This is a genomic window from Thermosporothrix hazakensis, from assembly GCF_003253565.1.
Classification (GTDB): domain Bacteria; phylum Chloroflexota; class Ktedonobacteria; order Ktedonobacterales; family Ktedonobacteraceae; genus Thermosporothrix; species Thermosporothrix hazakensis.
The window spans coordinates 1-23,450 of the sequence record NZ_QKUF01000050.1; the positions used below are offsets into that span (position 1 = coordinate 1).

General features: G+C 52.3%; 21 protein-coding genes and 2 pseudogenes. 8 read left to right on the plus strand and 15 right to left on the minus strand.

What is annotated here, in order from left to right:
• The coding region (locus EI42_RS33595; protein WP_211326424.1) for a hypothetical protein at window positions 1-360 on the minus strand (360 nt) is incomplete at its 3' end.
• Between the two features lie 1,249 nt (window positions 361-1,609).
• Between EI42_RS33595 and EI42_RS30220 the strand changes: the two genes are divergently transcribed.
• Both EI42_RS30220 and EI42_RS32190 read left to right on the plus strand, forming a co-directional pair.
• Complete coding sequence (locus EI42_RS30220) at window positions 1,610-1,855, plus strand: hypothetical protein (RefSeq protein WP_211326425.1); 246 nt, start codon at window positions 1,610-1,612, stop codon at window positions 1,853-1,855.
• Window positions 1,856-2,279: 424 nt separating this feature from the next.
• Window positions 2,280-2,687 carry a hypothetical protein gene (locus EI42_RS32190; RefSeq protein WP_137685987.1) on the plus strand — a complete coding sequence of 136 codons (408 nt, stop codon included), beginning with the start codon at window positions 2,280-2,282 and terminating at the stop codon, window positions 2,685-2,687.
• A 196-nt stretch (window positions 2,688-2,883) separates the two neighbouring features.
• On the opposite strand, the gene EI42_RS30225 is transcribed toward EI42_RS32190, so the two are convergent.
• Window positions 2,884-3,144, minus strand: coding sequence for a PALP domain-containing protein (locus EI42_RS30225; RefSeq protein ID WP_170143030.1), 261 nt, complete (start codon window positions 3,142-3,144; stop codon window positions 2,884-2,886).
• A 208-nt stretch (window positions 3,145-3,352) separates the two neighbouring features.
• Between EI42_RS30225 and EI42_RS30230 the strand changes: the two genes are divergently transcribed.
• The 3 genes from EI42_RS30230 (at window position 3,353) to EI42_RS30240 (ending at window position 7,363) form a co-directional block, all read left to right on the plus strand.
• A complete protein-coding gene (locus tag EI42_RS30230; protein ID WP_111326467.1) occupies window positions 3,353-4,087 on the plus strand; it encodes a tetratricopeptide repeat protein in 735 nt (244 codons plus the stop codon).
• Between the two features lie 343 nt (window positions 4,088-4,430).
• Window positions 4,431-5,141: a TetR/AcrR family transcriptional regulator gene (locus tag EI42_RS30235; RefSeq protein WP_111326469.1), complete on the plus strand. Its 711-nt coding sequence runs from the start codon at window positions 4,431-4,433 to the stop codon at window positions 5,139-5,141.
• Between the two features lie 29 nt (window positions 5,142-5,170).
• Window positions 5,171-7,363, plus strand: coding sequence for an MMPL family transporter (locus tag EI42_RS30240; protein WP_111326471.1), 2,193 nt, complete (start codon window positions 5,171-5,173; stop codon window positions 7,361-7,363).
• Window positions 7,364-7,503: 140 nt separating this feature from the next.
• On the opposite strand, the gene EI42_RS30245 is transcribed toward EI42_RS30240, so the two are convergent.
• From EI42_RS30245 to EI42_RS30315, 12 genes and pseudogenes are all read right to left on the minus strand, one after another.
• Window positions 7,504-9,078 (minus strand): recombinase family protein, encoded by a 1,575-nt coding sequence (locus tag EI42_RS30245; RefSeq protein ID WP_111326473.1) that lies wholly within the window; start codon window positions 9,076-9,078, stop codon window positions 7,504-7,506.
• Window positions 8,972-9,544 (minus strand): recombinase family protein, encoded by a 573-nt coding sequence (locus EI42_RS30250; RefSeq protein WP_170143032.1) that lies wholly within the window; start codon window positions 9,542-9,544, stop codon window positions 8,972-8,974. Before EI42_RS30250 ends, EI42_RS30245 begins: the two co-directional genes overlap by 107 nt.
• A gap of 433 nt (window positions 9,545-9,977) precedes the next feature.
• Complete coding sequence (locus tag EI42_RS32970; RefSeq protein WP_111326479.1) at window positions 9,978-10,871, minus strand: PD-(D/E)XK nuclease family protein; 894 nt, start codon at window positions 10,869-10,871, stop codon at window positions 9,978-9,980.
• Window positions 10,872-11,118: 247 nt separating this feature from the next.
• Window positions 11,119-12,171, minus strand: a complete 1,053-nt coding sequence (locus EI42_RS30270) for a toprim domain-containing protein (RefSeq protein WP_111326483.1) — start codon at window positions 12,169-12,171, stop codon at window positions 11,119-11,121.
• A 3-nt stretch (window positions 12,172-12,174) separates the two neighbouring features.
• Window positions 12,175-14,514 (minus strand): annotated as a pseudogene (locus EI42_RS34115) (DNA polymerase).
• The gene (locus EI42_RS30285) at window positions 14,420-15,307 is read right to left on the minus strand and encodes a metallophosphoesterase (protein ID WP_111326489.1); all 888 of its coding nucleotides are present in this window, start codon (window positions 15,305-15,307) and stop codon (window positions 14,420-14,422) included. Before EI42_RS30285 ends, EI42_RS34115 begins: the two are co-directional and overlap by 95 nt.
• A gap of 212 nt (window positions 15,308-15,519) precedes the next feature.
• Complete coding sequence (locus tag EI42_RS30290; protein WP_137685988.1) at window positions 15,520-16,170, minus strand: P-loop NTPase family protein; 651 nt, start codon at window positions 16,168-16,170, stop codon at window positions 15,520-15,522.
• 124 nt (window positions 16,171-16,294) lie between these two features.
• On the minus strand, window positions 16,295-16,669 hold the full coding sequence (locus EI42_RS30295) for a hypothetical protein (protein ID WP_111326493.1): 375 nt from the start codon (window positions 16,667-16,669) through the stop codon (window positions 16,295-16,297).
• The gene (locus EI42_RS30300; RefSeq protein ID WP_111326495.1) at window positions 16,653-17,000 is read right to left on the minus strand and encodes a hypothetical protein; all 348 of its coding nucleotides are present in this window, start codon (window positions 16,998-17,000) and stop codon (window positions 16,653-16,655) included. Before EI42_RS30300 ends, EI42_RS30295 begins: the two co-directional genes overlap by 17 nt.
• A 1-nt stretch (window position 17,001) precedes the next feature.
• The gene (locus EI42_RS30305) at window positions 17,002-17,979 is read right to left on the minus strand and encodes a DnaB-like helicase C-terminal domain-containing protein (RefSeq protein ID WP_111326497.1); all 978 of its coding nucleotides are present in this window, start codon (window positions 17,977-17,979) and stop codon (window positions 17,002-17,004) included.
• Window positions 17,976-18,668, minus strand: coding sequence for a hypothetical protein (locus tag EI42_RS30310; RefSeq protein WP_111326499.1), 693 nt, complete (start codon window positions 18,666-18,668; stop codon window positions 17,976-17,978). The genes EI42_RS30305 and EI42_RS30310 overlap by 4 nt, the downstream gene beginning before the upstream one ends.
• A 29-nt stretch (window positions 18,669-18,697) precedes the next feature.
• Window positions 18,698-19,279 carry a hypothetical protein gene (locus EI42_RS30315; protein WP_137685989.1) on the minus strand — a complete coding sequence of 194 codons (582 nt, stop codon included), beginning with the start codon at window positions 19,277-19,279 and terminating at the stop codon, window positions 18,698-18,700.
• A gap of 756 nt (window positions 19,280-20,035) precedes the next feature.
• Between EI42_RS30315 and EI42_RS30330 the strand changes: the two genes are divergently transcribed.
• A complete protein-coding gene (locus EI42_RS30330; protein WP_111326507.1) occupies window positions 20,036-20,440 on the plus strand; it encodes a hypothetical protein in 405 nt (134 codons plus the stop codon).
• A 668-nt stretch (window positions 20,441-21,108) separates the two neighbouring features.
• On the opposite strand, the gene EI42_RS30335 is transcribed toward EI42_RS30330, so the two are convergent.
• On the minus strand, window positions 21,109-21,939 hold the full coding sequence (locus EI42_RS30335; protein ID WP_211326426.1) for a hypothetical protein: 831 nt from the start codon (window positions 21,937-21,939) through the stop codon (window positions 21,109-21,111).
• A gap of 471 nt (window positions 21,940-22,410) precedes the next feature.
• Here EI42_RS30335 and EI42_RS32975 point away from each other — a divergent pair, with 471 nt between their 5' ends.
• Both EI42_RS32975 and EI42_RS34120 read left to right on the plus strand, forming a co-directional pair.
• A complete protein-coding gene (locus EI42_RS32975) occupies window positions 22,411-22,548 on the plus strand; it encodes a hypothetical protein (RefSeq protein ID WP_170143035.1) in 138 nt (45 codons plus the stop codon).
• A 745-nt stretch (window positions 22,549-23,293) separates the two neighbouring features.
• Window positions 23,294-23,450 (plus strand): annotated as a pseudogene (locus EI42_RS34120) (RNA-guided endonuclease InsQ/TnpB family protein); the annotation flags it as partial.

A 23,450-nucleotide genomic window follows, 5' to 3' on the forward strand; every position in this document is an offset into this window, starting at 1 on the left:
GAAACCGCAACCCTCCCTCCTCTTTCCCGTTCCCCTTCCCCCCCCTCGATGATCTTCCCGCTCCCTCTGCCTCCTCTCAAGACGCTCCACACATCCTGCTGCTGAAGAAACGCCCGCTGCTTCCACTTTGTGCCCTCGTCCTTGCCATCCTCCCCCGCTCAACGACCCCTGTTGCTTCCACGCATCCCCTCTCCCTCCCACGCCCTTGCATGCTCCCATCACCTCATTGCAGCTCCTCCTTCCGATGTGCCATTCTTCCCACCTCACTTGCAGAACTGCATCCTTCTCCTCCACGAGAACTCCCCCTCTCCCCTGCGCAAACCTTCCTCTCATCCTGGCCGCACTCTTCTCCTGCTCCACACACGCTTCGCCTTCATGCTCCTGTGCTTGCTCAGGAGGCACCTCACACCAGCCTCGAGAGGCGCTGTCCCCTTTCAAGGACGCATCAGGACCGTTTTGTGTCCTTTTTGTGTCTGTCATCTCCCCATCACCAGCATGAAGACCGACACAAAACGCACACAAAACGCACACAAAAAGAACTCACAGCGTTCTCGTTCCACCACTGCAACCACTCACCCCACAACACGCCTGCGTCGCTGCATCTCTGAACTGTTCCTCCTTAGATGGTCATTTGTTTTTCTCCTCATATCGTTTCTCTTTAGAGAATGCCTTCTATTCTCGATATGCTATACCTGGAGCTAGCTTCAGAATCATTACAGAACCAGTTCGATGTTTTCAGTATATGAGTGCATCGTGATCCAATCGTGAACAGGAATGTGAAAAAATGAGCCAACTCTTCCTCTCTTGACTTGGTTCCCCAGATCTTATACCATGAACACCTTTTGTGGCTCCGCACGCGCAAAGCTCTTGCCCTCCTGCTCTACCTGGCCCTTGAAACAGGTATGCTTTCACGCGAAAAGCTCATAGACCTCTTCTGGCCAGATCCCGAAGAGAAACAGGCACGCACCGTTCTTCCTCAGACCCTCTCACAACTCCGTGCCACGCCTGGAGAGACAACACGGCAGAAAAGACCACCTTATCGTAGAACATCACGCACCTGCCATCCTCCCTGCATCAATCACAAGCGATGTAGAACTCCTTAATACAGTATTTCATCAACTCCGCACATGGCATACACCACACCAGCTACCCGAGGCGGAGCCTCCAACTGATCGCACACATAGAAGACGTGCTCACAAAGGTGAGAGGGGCTTTCCTTGAGGACTTTTCTCTTCCCGACACCCCCCGCCTTTGATACGTGAGTCACTACCCAGCAAGAAATCTTTCGGCGCCGCCTGAATCTGCTTTTTGATACCCTCTCCTCATTCCAGATGGAGAACGGTGCCACCACAGAGGCACTCACAACCACCGCTCGCTGGCTTGACTATGATTGCAGGGAACAAGACCGCGACGCGGCGTCTGATGCAGCTCTATTTTATGGAAGGGAAACAAGATGAAGCCCTTCGCATCGATGAAAGAACTCATTCATGGCTTGCCAGTGAACTAAGGGCCCGACCGGCTCCAGAAACAATAGCACTGGCAGAGCAGCTTCGTCATGAACAGCCAGTACGTACTACCAGGCAGCACAACGCATCATCCCTCTCCCTTGATGCCCCCCTGCTTGGGTCGAATAAACCAGTATGCTCGCCTCGTCGCGTGCTATCAACGCTTTCCTCAATACGAGCTTACCAACCTGCTGACCCAGGCACATCAAGCCTATCAAAAGGCGCTTATGCTTGCACAACAAATGCAGACTTCACTGCGGAAGAGTCAGGTTTTCTGGCATGTCAAAGAGCCACCTCCACAACGAGAGCAGCAACACGAAACAGAGTTACACCGCTCGCAGACCCCCTAAATACAAGAGCATACTTTCTGGTGGCTTCAGCGGGCAAGCCACCAGAAACAGAAAAAACTCGCGATGTTCGGCAACGTGTTAGAAGAGAGGAGCAGCGCATAATAGGTGTAGAATTTGTATCTTTCTGTATAGAGCGCATGCCGGGAAAGGGCAAGCTCAATCGGGCGACCTGGTAAATCATAGAGAATGGCTCGCTTCCTGGAAATCCGCGAAGATACCCGCCCCAACCAACGGTAGCACACATTGCGCTCCCAAGCGAAACCGTATCAGAAACCTTTTGTCAGAGTCATAGGATGCAATATAGACAGAATCTGTAGCCACAGCACACTACGGGTGACGCCACAGCCACAATGTTTTGTATTGAGCCACCAGGCGTATTCCGTTTTTAACGTGAGAATGCTTCACTAAAAGCTGGGCAGCCACGATGGTAGTAAATCACACAGAAGATGCGAAAGATCCGTGCGGCTGGAACGAGAACGCGGCTCGTCCGCCTGCTCAAGATTACGGTGTAAGAAGCAGAGCAAGGTGCGGAGACCGAGCACCTGTTGCAGGCCCATCAAGTGGCTGTTCACGCAGCTCCAGGAGCCAGCGACACCCCCCGCTGGGAGAAGCGCGAGCAGCGAGGGAGCCGGGAAAACGGAGACGCGAAAGGTCAATCTGGGGGAGTGTAAACGAAGCGATTCCGCCACGTTTTGACTATACCGGACAAGCACCCAGGCGTATTAGCGATCCGTCGCAGCGACCAGTCGGGATGCAGGCGCAAGCCGATGCCCAAGCATGGCGCGTTGCTGAAGCCAGAGGACTTCCATCGTACCCCTCCATGCAGGTTTAGCAATGAAGAACCTTTCTTTAGACTATCACCTGAAAATATTGATATAATTCGTCATCTGGCCCCTTCTGATTGAATAATTGTTGTACACACAGCACAGGAAGTCACGCCGTGCCAAAGGTGGGAAATTATACAGAAAGGCTGACAGCCAGCAGGAACGACCTCCTCTCTCCTGCTACCATCAGCCAGCCTGTATGGATCAACTTCTTACAGGTTCTCGTTGTGGCTCTATCCAGTAATGACTGATATCCCCAAAGTGGGCATGAACCCAATCGTCCGAGTAGATCGTATCAAGTCCCCTATAGGCCAGTAGCACCACACAGGTCGTCCCATCTTCAATGGTATCCTGCATCTGGTCAAGAGCAGCAAGAACAGCTCCCGATGACCCGCCTGCAAGAATAGCCTCTCTTTTCAGAAGACGTCGACACCCGACTACGGTTTCGAGATCAGAAACATGCACCTGATAAGCCGCTAATCCCGGCTGATAGAGTTCAGGAACACGACCCGCTCCATGACCGGGAAGTAAACGCTTCTCTGCCTTTCGTCCAAAAATAACGCTTCCAACAGCATCAGAGGAGGAAGCCCGCTATCACAATCAGCAAGAACGTTCTGCTCAAACCTACCAGTATCAGACAGAAGCTACAGAGCATCAGCCCCAACAGAATCGTATGAATGCGGCGCCTCAACCCACCCCATACATCCCCTATCACCGGAATCCCTATTTTACTGGCCGCGAGTATATATTACACTATCTCTATACCCATCTCCATATTACCGATAACACAAAGGAAGTCTCTTCATACGCCCTCTCGGGTCTGGGTGGCATCGGCAAAACGCAGACCATTATAGAATACGCCTACCAATATGCGCAGGAATACTCGGCTGTCTTCTGGATCGGGGCGGAATCACACGAAAGTCGCATCGCCAGCCTGCAACGTATCGCAGAGTGTTTACGTCTCCCTGAAGAGCAGGAATGCCACAAAATGATTGCAGCCGTCATCAACTGGCTTAATAGCCATCGAAATTGGCTTCTGCTTGTGGACAACGCGGTAGTCCTGAATAATCTGGCAAAGTTCTATTATAACCTCTCTCGATACGAAGAGACCCACAATGCCTTTTCACGCTCACTTTCGATCTGGGAAGAAACGGTAGGGCCAGTGCATGCGTATGTGACACATGCGCTGCTTGGACTCGCCCAGGTTGCTCACAAGCGAAAACAGCACCAGGAAGCAGAGTCTTGCCATAGACGTGCATACGACATTGTGAAGGAGCTGTTCCATGACAAACATCCTCAGTTTCTTGCTGTGCAATCCAGCTTCCAGGAGTTCTATAAGGAACAGGGACATCCTGACAAAGCGAAAGCACTTGCTTTTGAGGAATATTCTCATGCAGTAGTCTCTTGAACACGAACAGAACCATTCTGCAACAGCAGGGAAAGGTCTTTTAACAGGGAACTGGTTGAGCGCCCTCATTGCTTGTTCCAATACAATGCGCTCACCTTTGTCTTCAACACAGCAGCGATCCCTGCGTATCCCACAAGATCAAGGAGGACCAGGACAGAATATGATCTACTCTCATCTCCTGGTCCTTCTTCTCCTTATTATCCATTAGATAGATCGGGGTCTTTGCCGACCTTGCGCATTATACCCATCAGCAGGCATTGCATCCCCCCTTGACAGCATCCTTTTTTTCGCGTACACTACATCTATCCGAACGATCGTACACAGAAGAAGAGAGGAAGCAACAATGCCGAACGAACATGTGCGTACAGCTAGTGACACGCTCATTCTGCATGTTGCCCTCCCGCTTTTCGCCAGAGGCTATGATAGCACCTCGATAGACGACATTCGTCAAGCTACTGGCCTCACATCGAAAGCCAACCTGTACATCCAGAGCAAAGAAGAGGTTGTTATACCCTTGCTTCAGCAGACGATGAAGATGCAGAATCAAAAAATGCTAGAAGCAGAGCAGGCAGTAAAGGCAGAGCCACTACACCAGCTCACCGCCAGCGGGCATGCTTTTATCTCCCGGGGACTACTCCATCTACAGGGATATGCTTTCTGCTTCCTGCGTGTTCAGCAGGATGTGTTCCTTCAGGGAAGGTCGACACTGGACAGCAAAGAGCTACACACACCGGGACACCTCCTCACAGGAGGGCTTCTACCATTACGACAAACACATCCGGTTCGTGCTATTGCCAACGCCGCGTTCATCAGCTTGCTCGTTGACGCGCTGTCATCGCACAAGCAGCTTTTGGCAACCTCACGCATGAGCAGAAAGTCTGGCAGCTACGCGACGTATGCTTCGGCCAGCGCTTTTCTGAACCTATCACCATCTCTGCTTCACTTTTTTTGTCTTGCGAAATGTCCGAACGTTCGGATAAAACCAGAAAGACAGTCAGCAGACATATCTCAGCACATTGAGAAGAGGTCTCGGCTTGTCATATATTCGTCCTGATGTATATTCGTCAATAAGAAAGGGTTACTATGAATCATACAAAAGAACACGTTCCGCTCCTTCGACATCTGGGGCGGGGCATCACGCGCTTTCGCTGGTGGATCATTGGACTAAGCGTTCTCTTTCTCATAGGAACTGGCGCCTTCGGCGCAGGGGTCACCCGAATGTTGCTTTTAGCGAGGTTTGAGGTCGAAGGCTCGGAGTCGAGCCGTACCGGACAGCTTCTAGAGCAACATTTCAAGGCAGGCGACCCCAATCTGCTGCTGCTTGTCACAGCAAAAAATGGTACTGTCAACGATCCAGCGATAGTAAATGTGGGCAAAGAGCTTCAAAAAGAACTGGAAACACAACCACATGTCACTGTCCTTTCGTCCTACTGGGATCGAGCATTTGCCCCCGCTCTTCGTAGTAAAGACGCAAAACAGGCCATTATCATCGCACATATCAGTGGAACGGCAACAGAGGCACGCGAGCTTCTGCGCACCCTCTCCCCAAAATTCACCCGGGACCTGCCTGGCGCTACGGTTCGGGTCGGTGGGCAGGATGAGATCTTCCGTCAGGTCGGAGCCCAAAGCGAACAGGATTTTATCAGATCAGATATGATTGCGATTCCGTTGGTGTTGCTGATACTGGTTCTCCTCCTTCGTAACCTGTGGGCCGGTCTCCTCACCCTCGGAATCAGCCTCTTTGCCATCCTGGGAACAATGAGTGTGCTCCGTATCCTGATTCAGTTCACTGAAGTCTCCACCTTTGCACTGAACCTGACAATGGTTCTGGGCCTGGGCATAGGCGTTGACTACTGCCTGTTCATTATTGCGCGCTATCGCGAAGAGCTGGAAAAAGGACAGGATGTGCAGGGGGCCATTATTCGCACAATTGAGACAGCAGGGCGTACCGTCATTTTCAGCGCATTAACGGTAGCAATCTCGCTTGCCGGGCTGATTCTCTTCCCATTCTACTTCCTGCGCTCTTTTGCTTATGCAGGGATTGCTGTCATCGCCATTGGAGTCTGTGGAGCACTGTTTCCTCTCCCTGCAATGCTCGCCATCATGGGTCACCGCATCCGGCCCTGGTCTCGTCGGCAGCAGAGCACTTCAGTGGAACAAGGGCTCTGGTATCGCATCTCACACATGGTCATGAAGCGACCGGTCAGCGTCAGCGTTCCCTTGCTGGCACTGCTCCTTTTCCTCGGCTCACCATTTCTGCGGATCAATTTTGGGACTCCGGATCAACGAGTTCTGCCCCCAGGAGTCAGCAGCCGCGAAGTTCATGAAGAGATTCGCCTGAATTTTCCAGCCGAAGAAAACGACGCTATTCACATTGTTGCTCTCAATACAACAGACTCTCAGCGACAGGCAATCGAGCAATATGCACGTGCGCTTTCACGCGTTCCAGGCGTCTTTCAGGTCGATACCATCACAGGTGCATATGCGAATGGTGAGCAGGTCGCCAGAGCGGATGAATGGTCGGATCGCTTTGTGTCAGAAAAGGGAACCTGGCTCTCCGTTGTGCCGAGCGAAGAACGTCTCAATAGCGATCCCTTTGGATTGGTTGATGCGATACGAGCAGTTCAGGCTCCATATCCAGTCCAGATAGGTGGGGCACCTGCGATTATTCAAGACTTTCGCAATACACTGCTCGCTTCACTCCCACCGGTTATGGTCTTTATTGGAATAGTCACTTTTATTCTGCTCTTCTTTATGACAGGAAGCCTGCTCCTCCCCTTGAAAGCGATCCTGTTGAACATTCTCAGCCTTTCTGCAACCTTTGGAGCTCTGGTCTGGATCTTTCAAGAGGGGAACCTTTCATCACTGCTCGGTTTCACCCCAACAGGCTCAATGGAGGTCAGCATTCCTATTCTGATGTTCTGTCTGGCATTCGGTCTCTCGATGGATTACGAGGTATTTATTATGTCACGTATCAAGGAGGAATATGACCGGACAGGAAAAAATGTGCACGCTGTTGCGCTCGGACTCGAACGAAGTGGCCCGCTGGTCACGGCTGCTGCCGCCCTGATGGCCCTTGCCTTCGCTTCTTTTTCCGTCTCCGGCATCTCACTTCTGAAAATGCTCGGCGTGGGTATGACGCTGGCAGTCCTGATGGATGCAACAGTGATCCGGGGTCTGCTTGTTCCTGCCTTTATGCGCCTGATGGGTCAGGCAAACTGGTGGGCACCGCAACCCCTGCAACGGCTTCAGCGGCGCCTCGGCTTCAGCGAATAAAGCAAAGATCACATCTACCATATCAAGGAGTTGTTTTTCTCCTCCAGTTGCACGATGAGGTAAGGTCTGGATTACTCTTTCCGGACCTCACTCCGGCTAACCCCCTAGTGGGCAGAAAATAGAAAGCACAAAAAAAAAAATTAACTACGCAGCCAATACACCTTGTAATCTAGGCGTGGCTCTCTTCTCCCACCTCCCATACTTCTTGGTCTAGGTATACGTGTCCTCAGATCATATTCCACCTGCTCAAGCACGCCATACTTCTTGAAGGCCTCCACGTCATTAAACGAGTAGCAAGAGTATACACTTTTTATTCTGGTGTGCCGTATGCCCCGCACCCCGAGTTGGTGCGCCTTACTCATAAGCGTGTCATACGCCACGTCCGGGAAAAGTTTAACGCGTTCCTCTGGTGTAAACTCGTTCAGCCGGTGAAGTAAATCCTTCTCCTCGGCTGTCCACTGCCCCGCTCGGTTCCGGCCTCGTACAAACAGAAACCGCTCATCATCCCAAATAGACCACTGTAAGGTAAACAGGAATACACGGTCTGTAACCGGCTCGCAGGTCACCCCCCAAAGAGTGCTGCGGATGAGGGCAAGGCGGTCATCTACCGGGAGCGTCTCCCACTTCGCCCGTGTCTCTTCAATGAGATGAGTCAGAGAATATATTTTTTCGCGGGCGTGTTCAAATTTTTCAAGCTGAAGATCAACCTCGTCGCGTTCAGTAGTCAGGGACGAAATAGCGTCAAGCGTTTCACTGATGATATCACGCAGGCCACCCCTGGTATTTTTCTCCTGCGATTGCTTCAAAATCACCTTGAGGGTGGCTAGATCTGTGTCTATACGGGCTCGCCGCTCTCTAAGCTTCTGCTGCTCCGCAAGAAGAAAAGATGACTTTTCTTCTGCCACAGCTCCGAGCTCCTGGGTAGCTGAGATCAGTTCAAGCATACGCCGGACAACAATCGAGTCTAAGAGAGTACACCGAATTTGGGTACACCGCATCTTCTTAGTAGATTGCTCTGTGCGCGTCCTTTGATAGATAAGATAGGAAGGATATGGGGATTCCCGCACAAAAGAGCCTGGATAGGCAGTGGCTGCCACCCGCCAACCTTCAACAGCCCTGAGCAACCCATGCAGTAGTGCATCGCCCGGGCGAATCTTTCGAAGGAAATGTTTTCGTTCTACATTGTCTAACAGTGACTGAACGCGATCAAACTGGGCTTTTTTGATAATAGCTGGGTGATTTTGAGCTCTGATCACCTCCCCCTGCATCCGCCAAGAGCCAATATACACAGGGTTACGAAGCAACTGCCAGAGAGTTTCGTGTTCCGTTATCCGCCAACCGCCTTCTACCTTCCAAAAGCCTGGTTTTATTCGGATGCTTGGTTCAGATACCGAAATGAAATGCGGGGTGGGTTGCCGGAAGACTTCCCGACAAAGGCCGTAGAAGTCACCACCCAGTTCCTCAAACCGGTTAAACCAGCGTTGCACCACTTCTGCATGCGCCGGGATGGGTATAAATTTTTTGAACCACGGGCTCCTAGGGTCCATGCACACACCGTAGCCCGCAGGCGTACAGCGTCCGTCATAGTTCCCCTTCAGGGCCGCATTTTTACGGCTCTCCTGAAGGGTAACCAGAATTTGATTCTTGTAAGCAGTCTGCGTACTGGCACTCCAAAAAGAATTTCTCGATATCTTCATCACTCGTCGCAAAATCATACACCCACGTGGATGTGATTAATGGCGTCTCGCTCTCGAGGCATACTTGCACAAACTTTTCCGGCTCATCAAGAGTTGGAAAGCGGAAAAGCCTATCAACCATCCATGCGTAGACGGCGGCTACCCGCCCTTGCGTGATATCCTGCACTACTTCAGATAACCCGAGACGGTCAGCTATCGTCAGAGTCCCCGGGACGTTCGCATCTGTAAGCACTATCTTGATATTTTCCTCGGACCACCCATACCCCGTAAACTCTTCTTTTCTTCGGATAGTTTGCACCTCGAACGACTCTTCGTAAGCATGGCCCCGGTCTATTTCCGACTGCCGGTAGTAGATGACAATGAGCTTCGACCTGTCAAGCCTGGGGAGTATTTTGCGCAGTTTGTCTTGCCGCGCTTCTGTGATCTCGGCCCGCGCGGCCGCCGCTTTCAGCCTGCGAAGCCGCTCCTGCTGAGGTGTTCCCATCGTAATCCTCCAAATATAACGCGATACGGACGAGTACGCGCTTGATGTTAGTGATGGCATCCATGCGCTCATCATCTTGAAACGATGTAATCATGTATAGATCTCCTTCTATTTTACCTGAAACAGTCGTGTTAATCAAGTCGGGCATGAACAGTCCGGGGCTGTGCTACCCCGGACCAGACTTGCGCAAATATCCTACTTGTGGTATATTTTGGCAAAGCGGAGTGCCTATGAAAAACCGCTTGACATGGAACCCTCCGCTTTTTACTTTTTCCTCCCCGTGGGCGGCGCAGAAAGAGACAGAAGCACCATCGCAACCGCGACGACGCGAGCCCACGGAGCCCCTAAATCCCACAAAGCAACAATCCCCCAGGCGACCCCTAAAAGGAACAAAGCCGCTACCACCAACGAAACGGCGGTTATGAGAACGTCATTATTTTTCATACCGTAAACTCACACATTCTCTCTGCAAATCACAAAAATCACATAGCCGTGCCTCTACCCCAGATAAAGGTTCAGGAGGGCTGTCGCTCTCCCTGGCCTCTATCGCCTCCTCAACCCCCCATATGATTAAGCCCTCTATTACCTCGGGAGGATAGAGCTCAATGGGGGCAAGTTCCAGCTCCTCGTATTCTCCCGAAGATCGGGGGTACCGTTGTTTTCCCCGGCCAACGAGGGGGCCCTTGCTCGTAAATCGTCGTACCCGGTTCATCGAGAAATAGACGATCTCTAATTCATCTACATCCACAGGCACCCCAGGTCTCCCAAGCACCTCCGGGAGGCACCTTCGGGTAAGCCAGGCGTACATATTTATTTGGTCCTGATGCTCCTTTTTTGCCTCACACATCGTATGGGGGATGTCGCTGATTGATTTCCAATCAGTAATCTTGACCCGTATCCTGTCTGAGTCCTCGAGAACCTCGATCAGATCAGGCTTCCCGCTGAATCTGACAGTCCCATACCAGGTCTCTACCTCGGTGCTCAACCGGAGCTCTTTAATCGCGCGTAGCACCCCGGGAGACGGAGGGGCAGCTTCAAAGAAAGAATGGGACAGCGTGCCTCTCAGGGAGTGCCAGCGCGCATATGGGTTCAGGTATCGCGCGAATTTGCGCACGGCAAGCCATTTCGCTCGAGCACACCCCTGAACCCTGGTAGGGGACAGGTCTAAAACATCAAGTTCAGGCCTATCCTCCCACATCATCCTGAGCATTTTCGGATGGAAAGGGCACGGCCGGAGAGGGGATTGCATACATTCAAAGCACTCCGACCTTGACAGGTAGGGGCGATTCTCGCGCCGCGACCTGTCACAAACAATCCCTTTGTACATCTTTATGCACCCCTCACGTTTTCAATTATGTCTACGACATCGTAGACTGATACTGTTTTTGCCGCACCACACACAAACAAGCTGTGCCCTGTTCTTAAAACAGCAAGTACCAACCCGTGAAACTCCTCAGGGTGAGTCGCGTGGCATTCTTTGCAACACTGACTTGTGTCCCATAACCCCAATGCTTCCAAATCTTCGCAGAACAAATCGTCCTTTTGAAGACGCTCTTGTAGGTGCTCGAACATTGTTAAAATCCTTTCTCATCTAAGTCGACGTACTCTTCGTGCTGAAACCCAAATCGGTCTAGCATGTCTACGAATTTGAGGCCTGTGCGTGCCAGAAACACTGTAATGTCTTTGCCCCCGGCCGGGTGCCATTGAACCCACACGACTTCCTCATATCGCTCGCGCGCCGCCTGAAATAATTTCCGGGCTGCGTCTCGCCCCGGCTTATCACGATCAAGGCACACAACCAATTTTCTCAGAGGAGGCCGGCGGAACTTATCAGACAGCCCCTGAAAAAACTCATCCAGGGTCTCAAGAATTTGGTGCTGTTGCCCCGCGCCATTGGTCATCGTGACAGCCGGGATCCCTTCCTGCCACAACCTGACTGCGTCTAGCTCCCCTTCAACCACAACAGCATAATCGTCGCGGTTGCGGGCAAATCTCCACGCGGGGTACAGGATCGTGTTATTACCCCCCTTCCATCCGGAATATTTGGAGACCTTCCGTCTCTCGATTACCTCCCCGTCCTGATCGTATACTTCGTCGTGGCCCCCGATTTCATCATCATAGCGGAATCTGACAGTAACCAGGTTCATGTGTTGGTCAAAGACCGGGATAGTGAAGGCTGCTCCATTATGTCCTAAATAGCTCGACACAATGGATTGGTCATTAATCCCTCTCCGGTACAGCCATTCCCGACGATCACCGCACACGTCGGGGTCGTGCAAAAGCTCCTGCCATACCCGGACTTCTCCCATAGACGGGGGGCGACATGACGACCTCATTTTTGCTGCCTGTTGCTCGGTTGAGGACAAACGCATGTACTTCTCAGCCACCTGAATCGCCTCACGCCAGCTCGGGAGCCCAAGGAGCCAGGCGAGCGCTTCCATTCTTCGGCTGATTCCCCAACCGCACCCATAGCAATAGATATGATCTGGATAAATAGCCAGCGATGGGCTGCTATCTCTATGCTTTGCCCGAATAGGACAGTGCTGAAATAGGGGATTGTCCCCATAGGGAAGATCCCCATCACAAGCGACAGCTCTCCGGATATCCACTCGAGTAAGGTCTTTCATGCCCTATTCTTTCTCCCAGCAGTCTGAAATGACAACATCCGGCTCAGGCACTTTAACCTTTTTCAGATACCGCACGCAGGCATCCCGCATTATCCGTGCCATCGCCGGAGCAACATCGTGCACCAGGATGTCAGGGCACTCAATCACGATCTCGTCGTGAACGACCGCGACAAGGCGCACTTGCCCAAACCAATCCTCCTCATGAGAGAACTCTTCCCAAAGGAGGGCAAGTGCCAATTTCGTGATATCCGCGCTGCTACCCTGAATGGGAGAATTCGCGGCCTTGCGTTCCACCGTAGAACGTACCCTTCGGTAGTCTGGACTATCTACAGCGGGTAATGAATAATACCGCTTCCGCCCCGCCACCGTGACGCTATACCTGCTATTCACCCCTTGTTGTCGCGCCTTTCGGAGCCATGATGTGACCCCTGGGTACATCCTAAAATAGGTGTTCATGAGCTCCGATGCCTTCTCTTTGGGTATCCGGAGCATCTGCCCGAGGGTATAGGGCGACATGCCGTAGACAAGACCAAAATTGATAGCTTTCGCTACCTGTCTGTAGGTGGCAGGTGTCCCGGGGGCCTTCTCATGCTTCACGTCGACAGACTCCGACAACCCAAACATCATCCGCGCCGTGTAGCTATGCAGGTCAAGCCCCCTTTCAAAAGCATCCAGCATGCCCCGGTCTCCCGATAGATCAGCCAGGATACGCAGCTCAATGTTGCTAAAATCGGCTGTCAGGAGTTTGCACCCCGGCGCCGCGATCACCATACGCCGTAATTTTGCCCCGTCCCCTTTAGCGGGGATTTGCTGCTAGGGCGGATTGCTACACAACATCCGCCCCGTATCCGCCCCGATGGGCAAATAAACCGGGTGGATACGGCCCGTCTTTGGGTGGATGCTCCGCAACAGCTTCTCACCGAACTTGGTCGGGAAGACTTCAGCCTGCCGGTAGGCTAAAAGAAGATCGACGAGAGGGTACACCCCCCGAGGGATCTTTTCTAGCACCTCCTTCGACGTCGAGTCAAGGGGTATGTCTAATTCGCGAAACACCTCTAACAGTTGCTTAGGGCTGTTTAAGTTGATCGGGGTGTAACATTGCCTACGGAGCTCCGGGACCCCCGGTTCGACCATCCCCAAAGCAGGTCGGGGGTTGCTCTTTTCCCATTCCTTTATAAAGGTATGAGCTTGCGTCCCTTGCTTCACTGCTTTAGCCGCGACCTTCGCTCGCTCCGCCTCCCAGGCATCGCCCGAAAAACTCTCGTACTTCGGCACGCCCGGGTTGGGATGCGCAGCCCGCCAGGGGGCCATTTTCTCTTTCTTCCATGATTGGTATGTAATCCCTACCTTTTCTGCCTCTGGGAGCTCGTCCCAGGCGGCTCTGACCCGGGCCTCTTCTTCATCGCGTGCCTGTTGCCATTCCTTATAGAGACGCGCAGCTTGCCTGTACTTCTTTGCCCGAATCTTCGCGACAATAAGACCGATCTCCTCTATGGCCTGCTGTTCTAACATGCGGGCCTCAGCGGCTTTTTGTTGTATAAATTGTTCCCATTGCCCCTGATTGATACGGATCCCATTGAATTCAATTGATGCGATAGCCGGAATGGCACGGCTCTCAAGTTCTACGACCTCGCGAAGCTGACGCTTATTTATTTCCTCCTGTTGCTTGAGAAATACCACTTCTAGCACTTCCACATCTTGCACCATGTATTGCACAAGCCGCGCGCTGAATGGCTTGTGCCACTCAGGACGCCGGTCCATTTCAACAAAAACCTCCCTGGTATCCTTTTCAAGTTGCACCCCGTATCGCGCTGCCACACTTTTTAGGTCAAAAGAGATCCCGAGGGCTTTCCCTCCTGTTTTGCCCAGGCCTCTTATGACTTGGTCCGCTACAAGGACGTCGTAGCACCGATTGATCGTGACGTTTTTCGACCGGAGAAATTTCCAGTCAAACTGTGCATTTGCCAGCACGGCACAGTGCTCGTCAAAAAGGCCCTGTAACCAGGGAGCGGCAAGCTCCCAGTCCCGCGGCCCCCAATGCCTCACGTCACAAATCAGGCCCGCCCCCCCAAAAGCTTTGAGCTGGATCGCGACAAGTCGGTCATCCAGCCAACTCAGCCCGGTCGTCTCAGTGTCAACTGCCAGGTTACCCGGCGGGCACGCATTGACAAACCCGATCAGATCCTGTACTTTGTCGCTTATACGCATAGATCCCCCTTGTGCTGGGGGTGGGTTTGCACCCCCACCCCTATCTATCTTGCGCCGCTTTATCTTCGTCCCTCCCTCTGTGTTGTGGCTCCCCCTCTTGCTCGCAGGCACGATAGAGCTCAAGCAGCTCCTCATCGTAAATCGTGAAACCCCGCGGGGGCATCCCGCTACGCAACCACCAAAACCCCGGAATCATCTCCCGGTGACCTGTGGGGTTCCACTGCACGTATTCAAATAATCTATGATCAAAGAGCCCCCCGGCTTCGACTATCCAGTGTCGGTTGTTCTTACTCCGGATTGCCCCAAAATGGTGCGCGTGAGCTGAGACGACATTCATATTGTTGAGGGTTGCTATCTCCTCGGGTGTTTTAAACGGAGCTTTAAATTGCGCCGGATGTGTTAGCAACCACTCGAACCCCCCGTGATCATCTGGGATAGTCTCAATCGTCGGGCTATCAACAGGGATTATGATGTTCTCTCCTACAAGCTCCCCGATTTCAGGGGACAAGCTGCATAAGAGCCCTTCCATGTCCTCATGATTGTCCAACTTACGTATCCAGCGCCGGTCATGATTACCAGAGGACACCACCTGGATACCCCCATGAGGCTCAAGGTCTTCGTTTATCTGAAGAAGAATCCCCGTAATAATCTCTTTCTCTTGCTCCCAGGTGAGGGTGTAATCAGTCACACCCCATCTACTAAACTTGTGCATGTCCATAAGGTCCCCAAGCCAGATTACAGCTTCCGGTTGGAGAATCGTGACTGCCTCGCGAAACATCGCCAATAGATCTTTGTGCACATAGGGCAAATGTGCATCAGCGGCCACCAACACGTTTTTGGCGTGCAATCGGAACCGCTTTGAGTAGTCGCGCGCCTCCCACCCTCTAAATACCTTATTTATATCCTGAATATATTGCTCTCTACTCATAAAACCCTCCTCTAATTAAATACGCTATCTTCTGCGATATAGCTTGTTTTGATACGTTGTACTCCGCTGCGTATTGCGGTATGGTTTTCCGCTGCGATCGTGGAAGATTCTTATTAGACAAGTAATCTGCCAACAATTCTGTCCAGCACCGGCGGCACAGCCGGCGCTGGTTGACCCCGCGCGCATCATCGCCCGGGCTTAACAAAGGACCGTTACAGTGGCGGCACCTCACGCTTCAACTCCTCTATCAACTCCGGAACCGGCTTGCTTGCATCCAATTCGATATCAACCCATCGCGATGGGAGCGGCTGTTCTACCGGGTGCCGGCGCTGTTCCGGGGTGGCCTCGCCGCGTTGCACCCCCTTGGGGAGGTTCAAGCGAACGATGGTGAAACCTGCCCGCTTCACTAAAAGCGCCTGTGCCGGGGTCCTGACATTATCGAAAGTCGCGGGAGGGCGCCCGGCTGCCTCCCAGGGCTTCAAGATCTCAAGTATCCATGACGAGTCCACATCGTATCGAATTATCTTCCCGAACTCCTGAAGGTGCCCTCGGAATTTCTCCTTTTCTGCTTTAATCCGTTCCACGGAGATATCAAGCCCCGCCGCTTTGTATGTCTCCGCGAGCAACTCCTTTAAGCGGTCGGTAAAATTAATGTGCATGTGGGTCTCTTTGAGAGCCTCACACAGTGTTGTTTTGCCGGCGCCTATTGGCCCGGTGAATGCGATGCGGCTTAACACGGTCTTTTCCTCCATGATTTCAGCAAGTCGGTAGCAGGCTCTGTTATAGAGATCAAAGGGGTCATCAATCCTGAGCAACCGACCGGCACGACGTAAAGGAATCCCTTCCCGTACATATAGAAGCATTGCACGTTCCTTCTCAGGCAACTTTAGCATAGCAATCGATATCGATAAATGCCCGCCTATTTTCAGGGGGACACTACTGGTGTCATGGAAATAGTCTCGCAATAGCCATGCCCGGCGTTCTACACTATTCATTTTCCTTTTCCCTCACTAGACTCACATAATCTTCTAAAGGCAATATCACGTATGTTTGACGCTGCCCTTTCCCTCGAAACGCCACAACCCCACGCGCGTACCCGGCCCGCGCGGCCTCCTGACGGATCTTCTCAATCCAGTTCAGTTCGAGACGCGCGTACCGAGCCCCCTCTACCTCCCGAAGGGCGTACACCTTCGCCTCGAATAATGTTCCCAAAGACGGGGCTGAGACATCCCCTGGCAACTGGGAGAGCGCGCCGGAAAGAGGGACGCGTTCTGCGTCGGGGGTCCCTAGCTTGCGGAGCTTTCCTACAAGCCCGTATTCATTAGCCTTCCCACGCCGCCGCGCTTTACCCTGCTTGCACATCCGCCACCTCCGCTAGATAAAGCCCCACATACGCCCGGTTCAATGTATGGGCCGCGGAAAGAAGACGCTCCCGGGTCGCCGGGGCGACGTACGCGACTAACGCTCTGGCCTGCCGATCGCCACGAAGTCGCCCCCCTTCACCTGTCACACGTTCTAGATCAAAGGACACGAATTCCTTAATATCTTCCGAGGTCAACCCCAGATACCCGAGTTCAGCCCAACGCCCGCGCCGCCACAGGAGCCAGATGGCCCTGATCGCGACCGTGGTCTTCAGGCAGTCCCGATCAAAAGGGATGTACCCGTTATCCTTGCTTTTATATTTATTTGGCATTTCACACCCCCATAAGCTCCGCTTCTTCTTCCGACAAGTCAGCCCATCCGCCAAAACTGTTTATGTAAAGCACTGGTATTTTTACCCCGTCAAACCCTTCACGCTGCTTGGCTACGAGAACGTATGCCAACTCCCTTTCTGGCACCTCATCCGGAGCTCTCTCTATGTATTTCTCAGGTCGGTGTAGCAATAACAGATTGTCGCAGTCCTGTAGGATCTTATCGGCTCCATAAAGGTCCGACGCCGTCGGAGTCGGGTCCTTACGCTGTGTAGACTGCCTATTTAGTTGAGCCAACACCAGGCCCGGCGCAACCTCGCGTGCCAACGAATGAAGTTGCCCGGAAAGATTTCCCAACGAGAACGTAGTATTCCCTGTTCTCATCGCGTCGGGAGTAGGTACAATCCCGATATGGTCTAATGCCCAGAATCCGCAGCTTCGTCCGCTCTGTTCGCTCGGAGTCCGCACATATTTCGAAATCGTAGAGACATCATGTTTTCCTTTTAACCATTTGATAGGTAAAGAAGCAAGGTGCGCGAACGCCGCGTCTACCCGCCGCTTTTCCTCAAACGTGAGCTGTCCGCGTCGCATCTTGATCACGTTTACGCCGCTAAGCGCACTAGCAGCGCGCAATTGCACCTGCATTGGGGTCATTTCGAGTAAAATGACTCGAACCTCTAGACCTGGGTATTCCCGAGCATACTGCCGCGCGACACTCAAGACAACCGAGAGCATGAATGATGACTTTCCGATTGATGGCCGCGCACCTAGAACGGTTAATTCCGACGTGCCCTCCCATTGGATACCCCCCGTAAGCTTGTCCAGCTTTACGAATCCCCAAGACCATCCCCACACGTCCGAGGGATTTGCCATCCTGGATTCTACATACTGTCGGGCCTCTTGCACTGCCTGATCTTGCGTCACGACATCGGCACGCCAGGAGGCAGGGCGTTGAGGCATTCGGACGACAAGCACATTCATTGCTCCCCACCTCCTAAGATGCGGTCAACGTCTTCATCGGAGGGCATCCACGCGGGGCGCACTCCTTTAATTTGTCCCTGCTTAAGGAGTTCGCGCGCTCTCATATAAGCGGGATCTGGCTGCCAGGGCTCGTCATCGGGATCGCCATGTGCTTCCTGAGACACAAACGACACTTTTTTCTTCTTTAAAGCCGCCAGAATGTATGCCCCCGGGGCGCGTACGTCCTCCTGTTCCGCCGCGGTAAAAATCGTACTCTCAATCTCGTCTAGTGGAAGCCCGAGGGACAACCACTGCCGAATATAGCTGTCTTGGAGTGGTCTAGCAGGGAAACAGTCCCCATAACACCGACGAATACGGGCAATCTGATCGGTGATGTTTGGCGGCGTAGGACGCGTCTCAGGGACAGGCGCAGGGACAGACTCCGTCGCCACCGGGGCACGAGTAATAGAAGCCGGAGCCGGTATAGAGAAGCGTTCAAGAAATATCCGGATAGTGAGGGCTACCCTTATCCTCCCTGCCTCGGCAACACCCAGGGATACTAATTCATCCCTCGCGGCCCGAAATGTGTTCAGTGAGTTCACACCTGCTAATCTCGCAGCTCCTTCGGTTGTCCATAAGTCCTTATGATTCAATAAGAACGCAAGAAGAAGGCGTACGCCAGCCTCTCGCTTGATACGTGTTAGATCCATATAACCCCCATCAGGCCGGGGACAGGCGCTTAAGCGCGCCCGTCGCTCTTTGCAATCAATTCATACCACTTCTCTCGTAGTGCGTCGATGCCTTGTTCGCGGTTAGCGAAATACATACCGATAATGTACTTGGCATGCGCCGGGCTCATTTGTTGTAACTCCTCATTACGAAACCCGGCAGAACGCAAAACATTCAATTGCTTCTCAGACATCGAGCTGGGCTGGCCTTCTTGTGTGGCAGGCCTCTGTACAGGAGACGCTGGCTGCACCCGGGGCTGAAACCCGGCGGATCGATAATTGCTGCTTGCCTGACGGGCCTGGGGGTTAAACCGGAGATTCTCGGGAAGGGACTCTACCTCTTGTCGAACGTCCGCGGGTACCTCAAGGCCCGCTTGGTCATAACACCACACGACAATTGATAGGACATTGATATGAACATTATGACGACCATCCATGCTGACCTGATGCTGGAATACTTTGGGGAGACGATAAAAATAGGCACCAAGACCGTGGTTAGCGCACGCGCGTTTGAATGCCTGCGCGTAGGCGCTTGTCGGGGTATCGGGGTCGCTCACCCCGACCATTGACACGCCGGCAATTGTTAGTGTCAAACCAACAGTCACCGTTTGCTCAGTGACTTGCACTGGCTCATCAACCCACTGTCCCCCTCGGTTACGGCGCTCACTTTTTGTGTATGTTCACATACCGGCAGGGACCATGATAAGGTTAGACTCACTCCATAAACCCGGTGCAACCTCATGGAGGCAACCTTGATACGTTCGGATATCTGTATATACCAACAACAGGTTCTGATTCCCGCCCCGCATCAAGACCTCACGCGGGTTGAATGGTTTTAAAAGATTTTCTCGAATAGCTGCGTAAGACATGGAACCCTCCATATATATTTTTTTCTATCACCTTGCCTATGATTAACCGCTTGTTTGAATTATAGCAGAGGTAATGAATGTCTGCCAATAGACATTCGATGCTTATTTCTAGACATTCCTCGCCCTCTCACACATCTCACGCAACAAATCCCCAGGCTCACGGCGCATAGCGAGCGCAAAGCAGACAACTTCTTGCACACCCGGTGTGGCGGTACCGCGCCGCAAGATATTGTATATACGGTAATCCGGCAGGTATCCTCCGGATTGTCTGGCTAGATCCCTGCCAGACATCTCGTTCGTTTCAAGGTATTCCTGGACAATATCCGCTAAAACGTGCCCGAATGGCTTAGGAAACACCTCTGACAGGTTCTTCCTCGCGACTTTCGCAATTTTCAAGGTAACCCCCTCTGAAACATGGTACACTAAAAGTGTACAGCTTCAACGACTAATCACAACACTCTCACAAAGGACAAGACCCCTATGACGTCGATAACCCCCATCGAAAAACGACGCGGGCGCCCACGTGCCCAAATGCCAGCCCTCCCCGACGAAATACTGTCGGGGATGAGCGCACTCGAAAAAGAGCATTTTGAGTATTTTCTGTACGCTTACGAACAAGCATACGAGAGAAGATACGGGAGACTCACACCCACCGCCCGTATCAATATCACGCAAGCGGGGCTGGACTACATCCATCTCTTGCGCTTGCAAGGGGAGCAATTCCAATCTAGGAAACTCGTCTCGCAAGCCCGGCAGCACCCAGGCGTACAACTTCGCGCGTGGCTAGCCGCCGCCGGTCTTCAGGAGCGCGATATTGAACAACCAAAGCAGACCGACGAGGCCGCTGACACGCGCGAAGCGCTTCTGAAACTAGCCGCCCGATAAATAGGGGCGACTACAGGGTATGCCCACAGCTTTAAGAATACAACCATCAACGAATGACGGGCAAGTCGCACTGAGTGACGGGAGATGTCCGTACATCCATCAATCAATGACAGTTATTCATCACTTAATGATGGATATCCGTCACTTGTTGATACCTGTCCATCAATGCCTGATGGAGGTACGTACAACCATTAAAGATTGACGGCTATCCGTCACCCCATGAAACCTGTACGTACAGCCGTCAATGATTGACGGACACCCATCATTTGATGAACCTCCATCAATGAATGACGGTTATTCGTCACTCGATGATTGAGGTACGGACATCTGTAACCCTATTATTCGTTGACGGATACCTGTCATTCGTTGACGATCTCCTAAAAAATTTTTCCCAAACCCCCCCTATATATATATAAGATAGATTAGATATATCTATCTATATCTAATCTTATCTATATTAGTAGGGTTAGAGAGATAAGATTTTTTGAAGAGGATGTCTGAAGGAACACCCAACAGACATCCTTTTCAATATTGCAAGGTTACATTGCCGAAGAAAAGAGGGGGTTAAGGTATCATACCTACATTACTCCGTCTCAAACAGGGCTACGTCTCCCCTTCGGTGCAAACCGCGCGTAACCCTGTCTGAGTCAAGCCTTCCTTTCAGCGGCCTACCCCCGGGTAGCTCCAACCTTCCGCGCTCCCCTGAAACCCCGGGCTGCCAATACGCTTCTCATATCGTCATCGGATTCCACTCCAATCAGCCATACGGTCGTATCCAATACCTGTAACTTTAACCTCATATCTTTGTCGGTGCGTTGTAGTGTTATGCCGACTCTTCCGTGTGGCAGGAGTTTGAGAGCGTCTTGTAATGCTTCCCGGCACGTCCTGAATGTGACCGGCGTAGGATCTTCGCGGCGTCGCCGCACTCCAATAGAGTTCCGGTAATAGTATGCCTGGGACCAGTCAGGGTCAAAGAACACCGGGACCTGGCACCGGGCAAACACGGGGCCGTCTGTCAACGCAAACAGCAGCAAACCGGTATCACGCGCTTGTATACGTATTTCCTTCTCTACTACCCCCACTGTTTCAACGGCCTGCCTGAATTGGGTCACAAAATCGCGGTTTCGTTCTCCGGTGTAGAGATCCTCCGCATTACGGGGCTCTGGAGGCAGGCTATTTGGCTTAAAATCGAGTTTAGCCGACCCAGACCTATAAAGAGGGATACCCACCGCGTTCTTAAAGACGTCTACGCGCAAATTTGAGCCCTTAGCAACCGCGCAGATGCCTAGCAGCTCCTTGGCAGGGAGGGCACCCACAATCCTGTTCTCAACGTCCGCAACATGATCAATGACATGCTCATACAGGATTGAATCAGTTTCTGCTATAAGTCGAATATTCGACCCTATTTTGAACCATACCTCATCTGCGACTGTAGCTACAATGGAAAGCGCCCGGGTAAGCGACTCACACTCAATCTCGAAAGAGGCTTCCGGTGTCACCGGCGTTTCTTGCTGTGACCCAGGGATTTTGGCCACATGGAACAGGAACCGCTCGTGCGGGCTGCTTATTTCGAGAAACCCTAGATCGGGGTCATCCCATAGCCGTAGAGTCACAGTGTCACCATGGCCGCTTTGCAGTAGGTGTAGCCAGATGTCGTGAAACACGTTTATTCGCATATTCCCTTGCCCTTCGTGCGCGCGTACGTTTAATCGGCTCCCAGGGGCTTCCAATGTAATGGCCGGGCCATGGGTGGTAATGTTGAATGAATCCCCTCGTATGCCTCCCTTGGGTTCCGCGTGTGTGGGGAGCGCCTTGGTGTTTAAAAGTAGTATCTCTTTGCCCACACGAAGTTCAGATGTTTGAGTGCTATTTCTCAATTGATAATCAGGGTCATCTAACTCGTATGTACGCCCTTCTATAACGTGCCGTACATACGTTCGGGCATCACCATAGGAGAACTCAAAGCGGGTGTGAGTGAAGCCAACTCGATACATCGTGATTCGGATGTCGCGATTCACTGGCAACCCGCCCGCAACTCGTTTCAAGGCAACCGGGCACACCGTTCCTGTCCCGTTCCATCGATGTACTCGTGCGCCTGGGAGATCTAAAACTTTCCACCATATGAAGCACGAACTGAGAATATGAAATTGCCCGCCCGTTACACGGAACCCCACTTCCAGGGAACCTAAGTATTTCTGTGGCTGATCGAAAGTAGTTTCCAGCGCGGCGTGTAACTGATCACCCGGGACTGTCAGGGCATTGTAATGCGTATGCTTGCGTCTAGGTGTTGAGTATGAGTCAAAAGGGTACTGATCTCCAAAAGAGTACAGGACACGCTGTTTCAGGCCACTTGCTTGACCTTTGAGTTCTAATTCTCTCTTTCCGCTGTAATAGATACTATCTGCGATTTCAGGTGCCGTATCAAGCCAGATGCGTGTGTCAGTCCCCTCAAATTTTTTTACAGATGTAAGGAAGCTTTGATAATCGCAGCTTAGGATATTTGGTTACATTTCTTCGTAATATTCTACGTCTAATGTGGCATAGGAGTACAGATAAGAGCGTTCCTCTTGAGTCGGTATCGCGAACTGAATCGTAACGCCCTGTCGGTCTGATGTGGACCTGCTTTGATTCCAGATCAGCATCAGCCCTCGTGTCGTAAGACACTGAGAGAGCGGTAAGTACTGTAATGAGATCAGATGTGTTTACCAAAAAGCGGCAGAAGGCCCCTGGCTTCAGCCAAGGGGATGGATGGCGCAGGAAGCCAGCAGCGGCAGAACGTTCCCCTTCGCTTGACAGAAGACAATCATTGTGTTAGGATACGCGAAGATAGTGAGGACGAACAAGGAGCAAGGGATGCTGATCTACGAATACAAGCTCGATGGGTCGAATGCACAATTCGCCGCCATCGAGGAAGCCATCCGCACCACCCAATTCATTCGCAACAAGTGCCTGCGCCTCTGGATGGATGCACGCGGCGTCTCCAGGAATGACCTGCAGCGGTATTGCGCTG

What these genes read in the sequence shown, in the direction of transcription:
- EI42_RS30290 (WP_137685988.1), bottom strand. Translation starts at nt 16,170, where the DNA reads ATGCTTCTATATGTACGGGAAGGGATTCCTTTACGTCGTGCCGGTCGG.
- EI42_RS30230 (WP_111326467.1), top strand. Translation starts at nt 3,353, where the DNA reads ATGAATGCGGCGCCTCAACCCACCCCATACATCCCCTATCACCGGAAT.
- EI42_RS30245 (WP_111326473.1), bottom strand. Translation starts at nt 9,078, where the DNA reads ATGATTTTGCGACGAGTGATGAAGATATCGAGAAATTCTTTTTGGAGT.
- EI42_RS30285 (WP_111326489.1), bottom strand. Translation starts at nt 15,307, where the DNA reads ATGAGTAGAGAGCAATATATTCAGGATATAAATAAGGTATTTAGAGGG.
- EI42_RS30295 (WP_111326493.1), bottom strand. Translation starts at nt 16,669, where the DNA reads ATGTGCAAGCAGGGTAAAGCGCGGCGGCGTGGGAAGGCTAATGAATAC.
- EI42_RS30250 (WP_170143032.1), bottom strand. Translation starts at nt 9,544, where the DNA reads ATGGGAACACCTCAGCAGGAGCGGCTTCGCAGGCTGAAAGCGGCGGCC.
- EI42_RS30220 (WP_211326425.1), top strand. Translation starts at nt 1,610, where the DNA reads ATGCCCCCCTGCTTGGGTCGAATAAACCAGTATGCTCGCCTCGTCGCG.
- EI42_RS30235 (WP_111326469.1), top strand. Translation starts at nt 4,431, where the DNA reads ATGCCGAACGAACATGTGCGTACAGCTAGTGACACGCTCATTCTGCAT.
- EI42_RS30310 (WP_111326499.1), bottom strand. Translation starts at nt 18,668, where the DNA reads ATGGATCTAACACGTATCAAGCGAGAGGCTGGCGTACGCCTTCTTCTT.
- EI42_RS30240 (WP_111326471.1), top strand. Translation starts at nt 5,171, where the DNA reads ATGAATCATACAAAAGAACACGTTCCGCTCCTTCGACATCTGGGGCGG.
- EI42_RS32190 (WP_137685987.1), top strand. Translation starts at nt 2,280, where the DNA reads ATGGTAGTAAATCACACAGAAGATGCGAAAGATCCGTGCGGCTGGAAC.
- EI42_RS30305 (WP_111326497.1), bottom strand. Translation starts at nt 17,979, where the DNA reads ATGAATGTGCTTGTCGTCCGAATGCCTCAACGCCCTGCCTCCTGGCGT.
- EI42_RS32970 (WP_111326479.1), bottom strand. Translation starts at nt 10,871, where the DNA reads ATGTACAAAGGGATTGTTTGTGACAGGTCGCGGCGCGAGAATCGCCCC.
- EI42_RS30330 (WP_111326507.1), top strand. Translation starts at nt 20,036, where the DNA reads ATGACGTCGATAACCCCCATCGAAAAACGACGCGGGCGCCCACGTGCC.
- EI42_RS30270 (WP_111326483.1), bottom strand. Translation starts at nt 12,171, where the DNA reads ATGAAAGACCTTACTCGAGTGGATATCCGGAGAGCTGTCGCTTGTGAT.
- EI42_RS30300 (WP_111326495.1), bottom strand. Translation starts at nt 17,000, where the DNA reads ATGCCAAATAAATATAAAAGCAAGGATAACGGGTACATCCCTTTTGAT.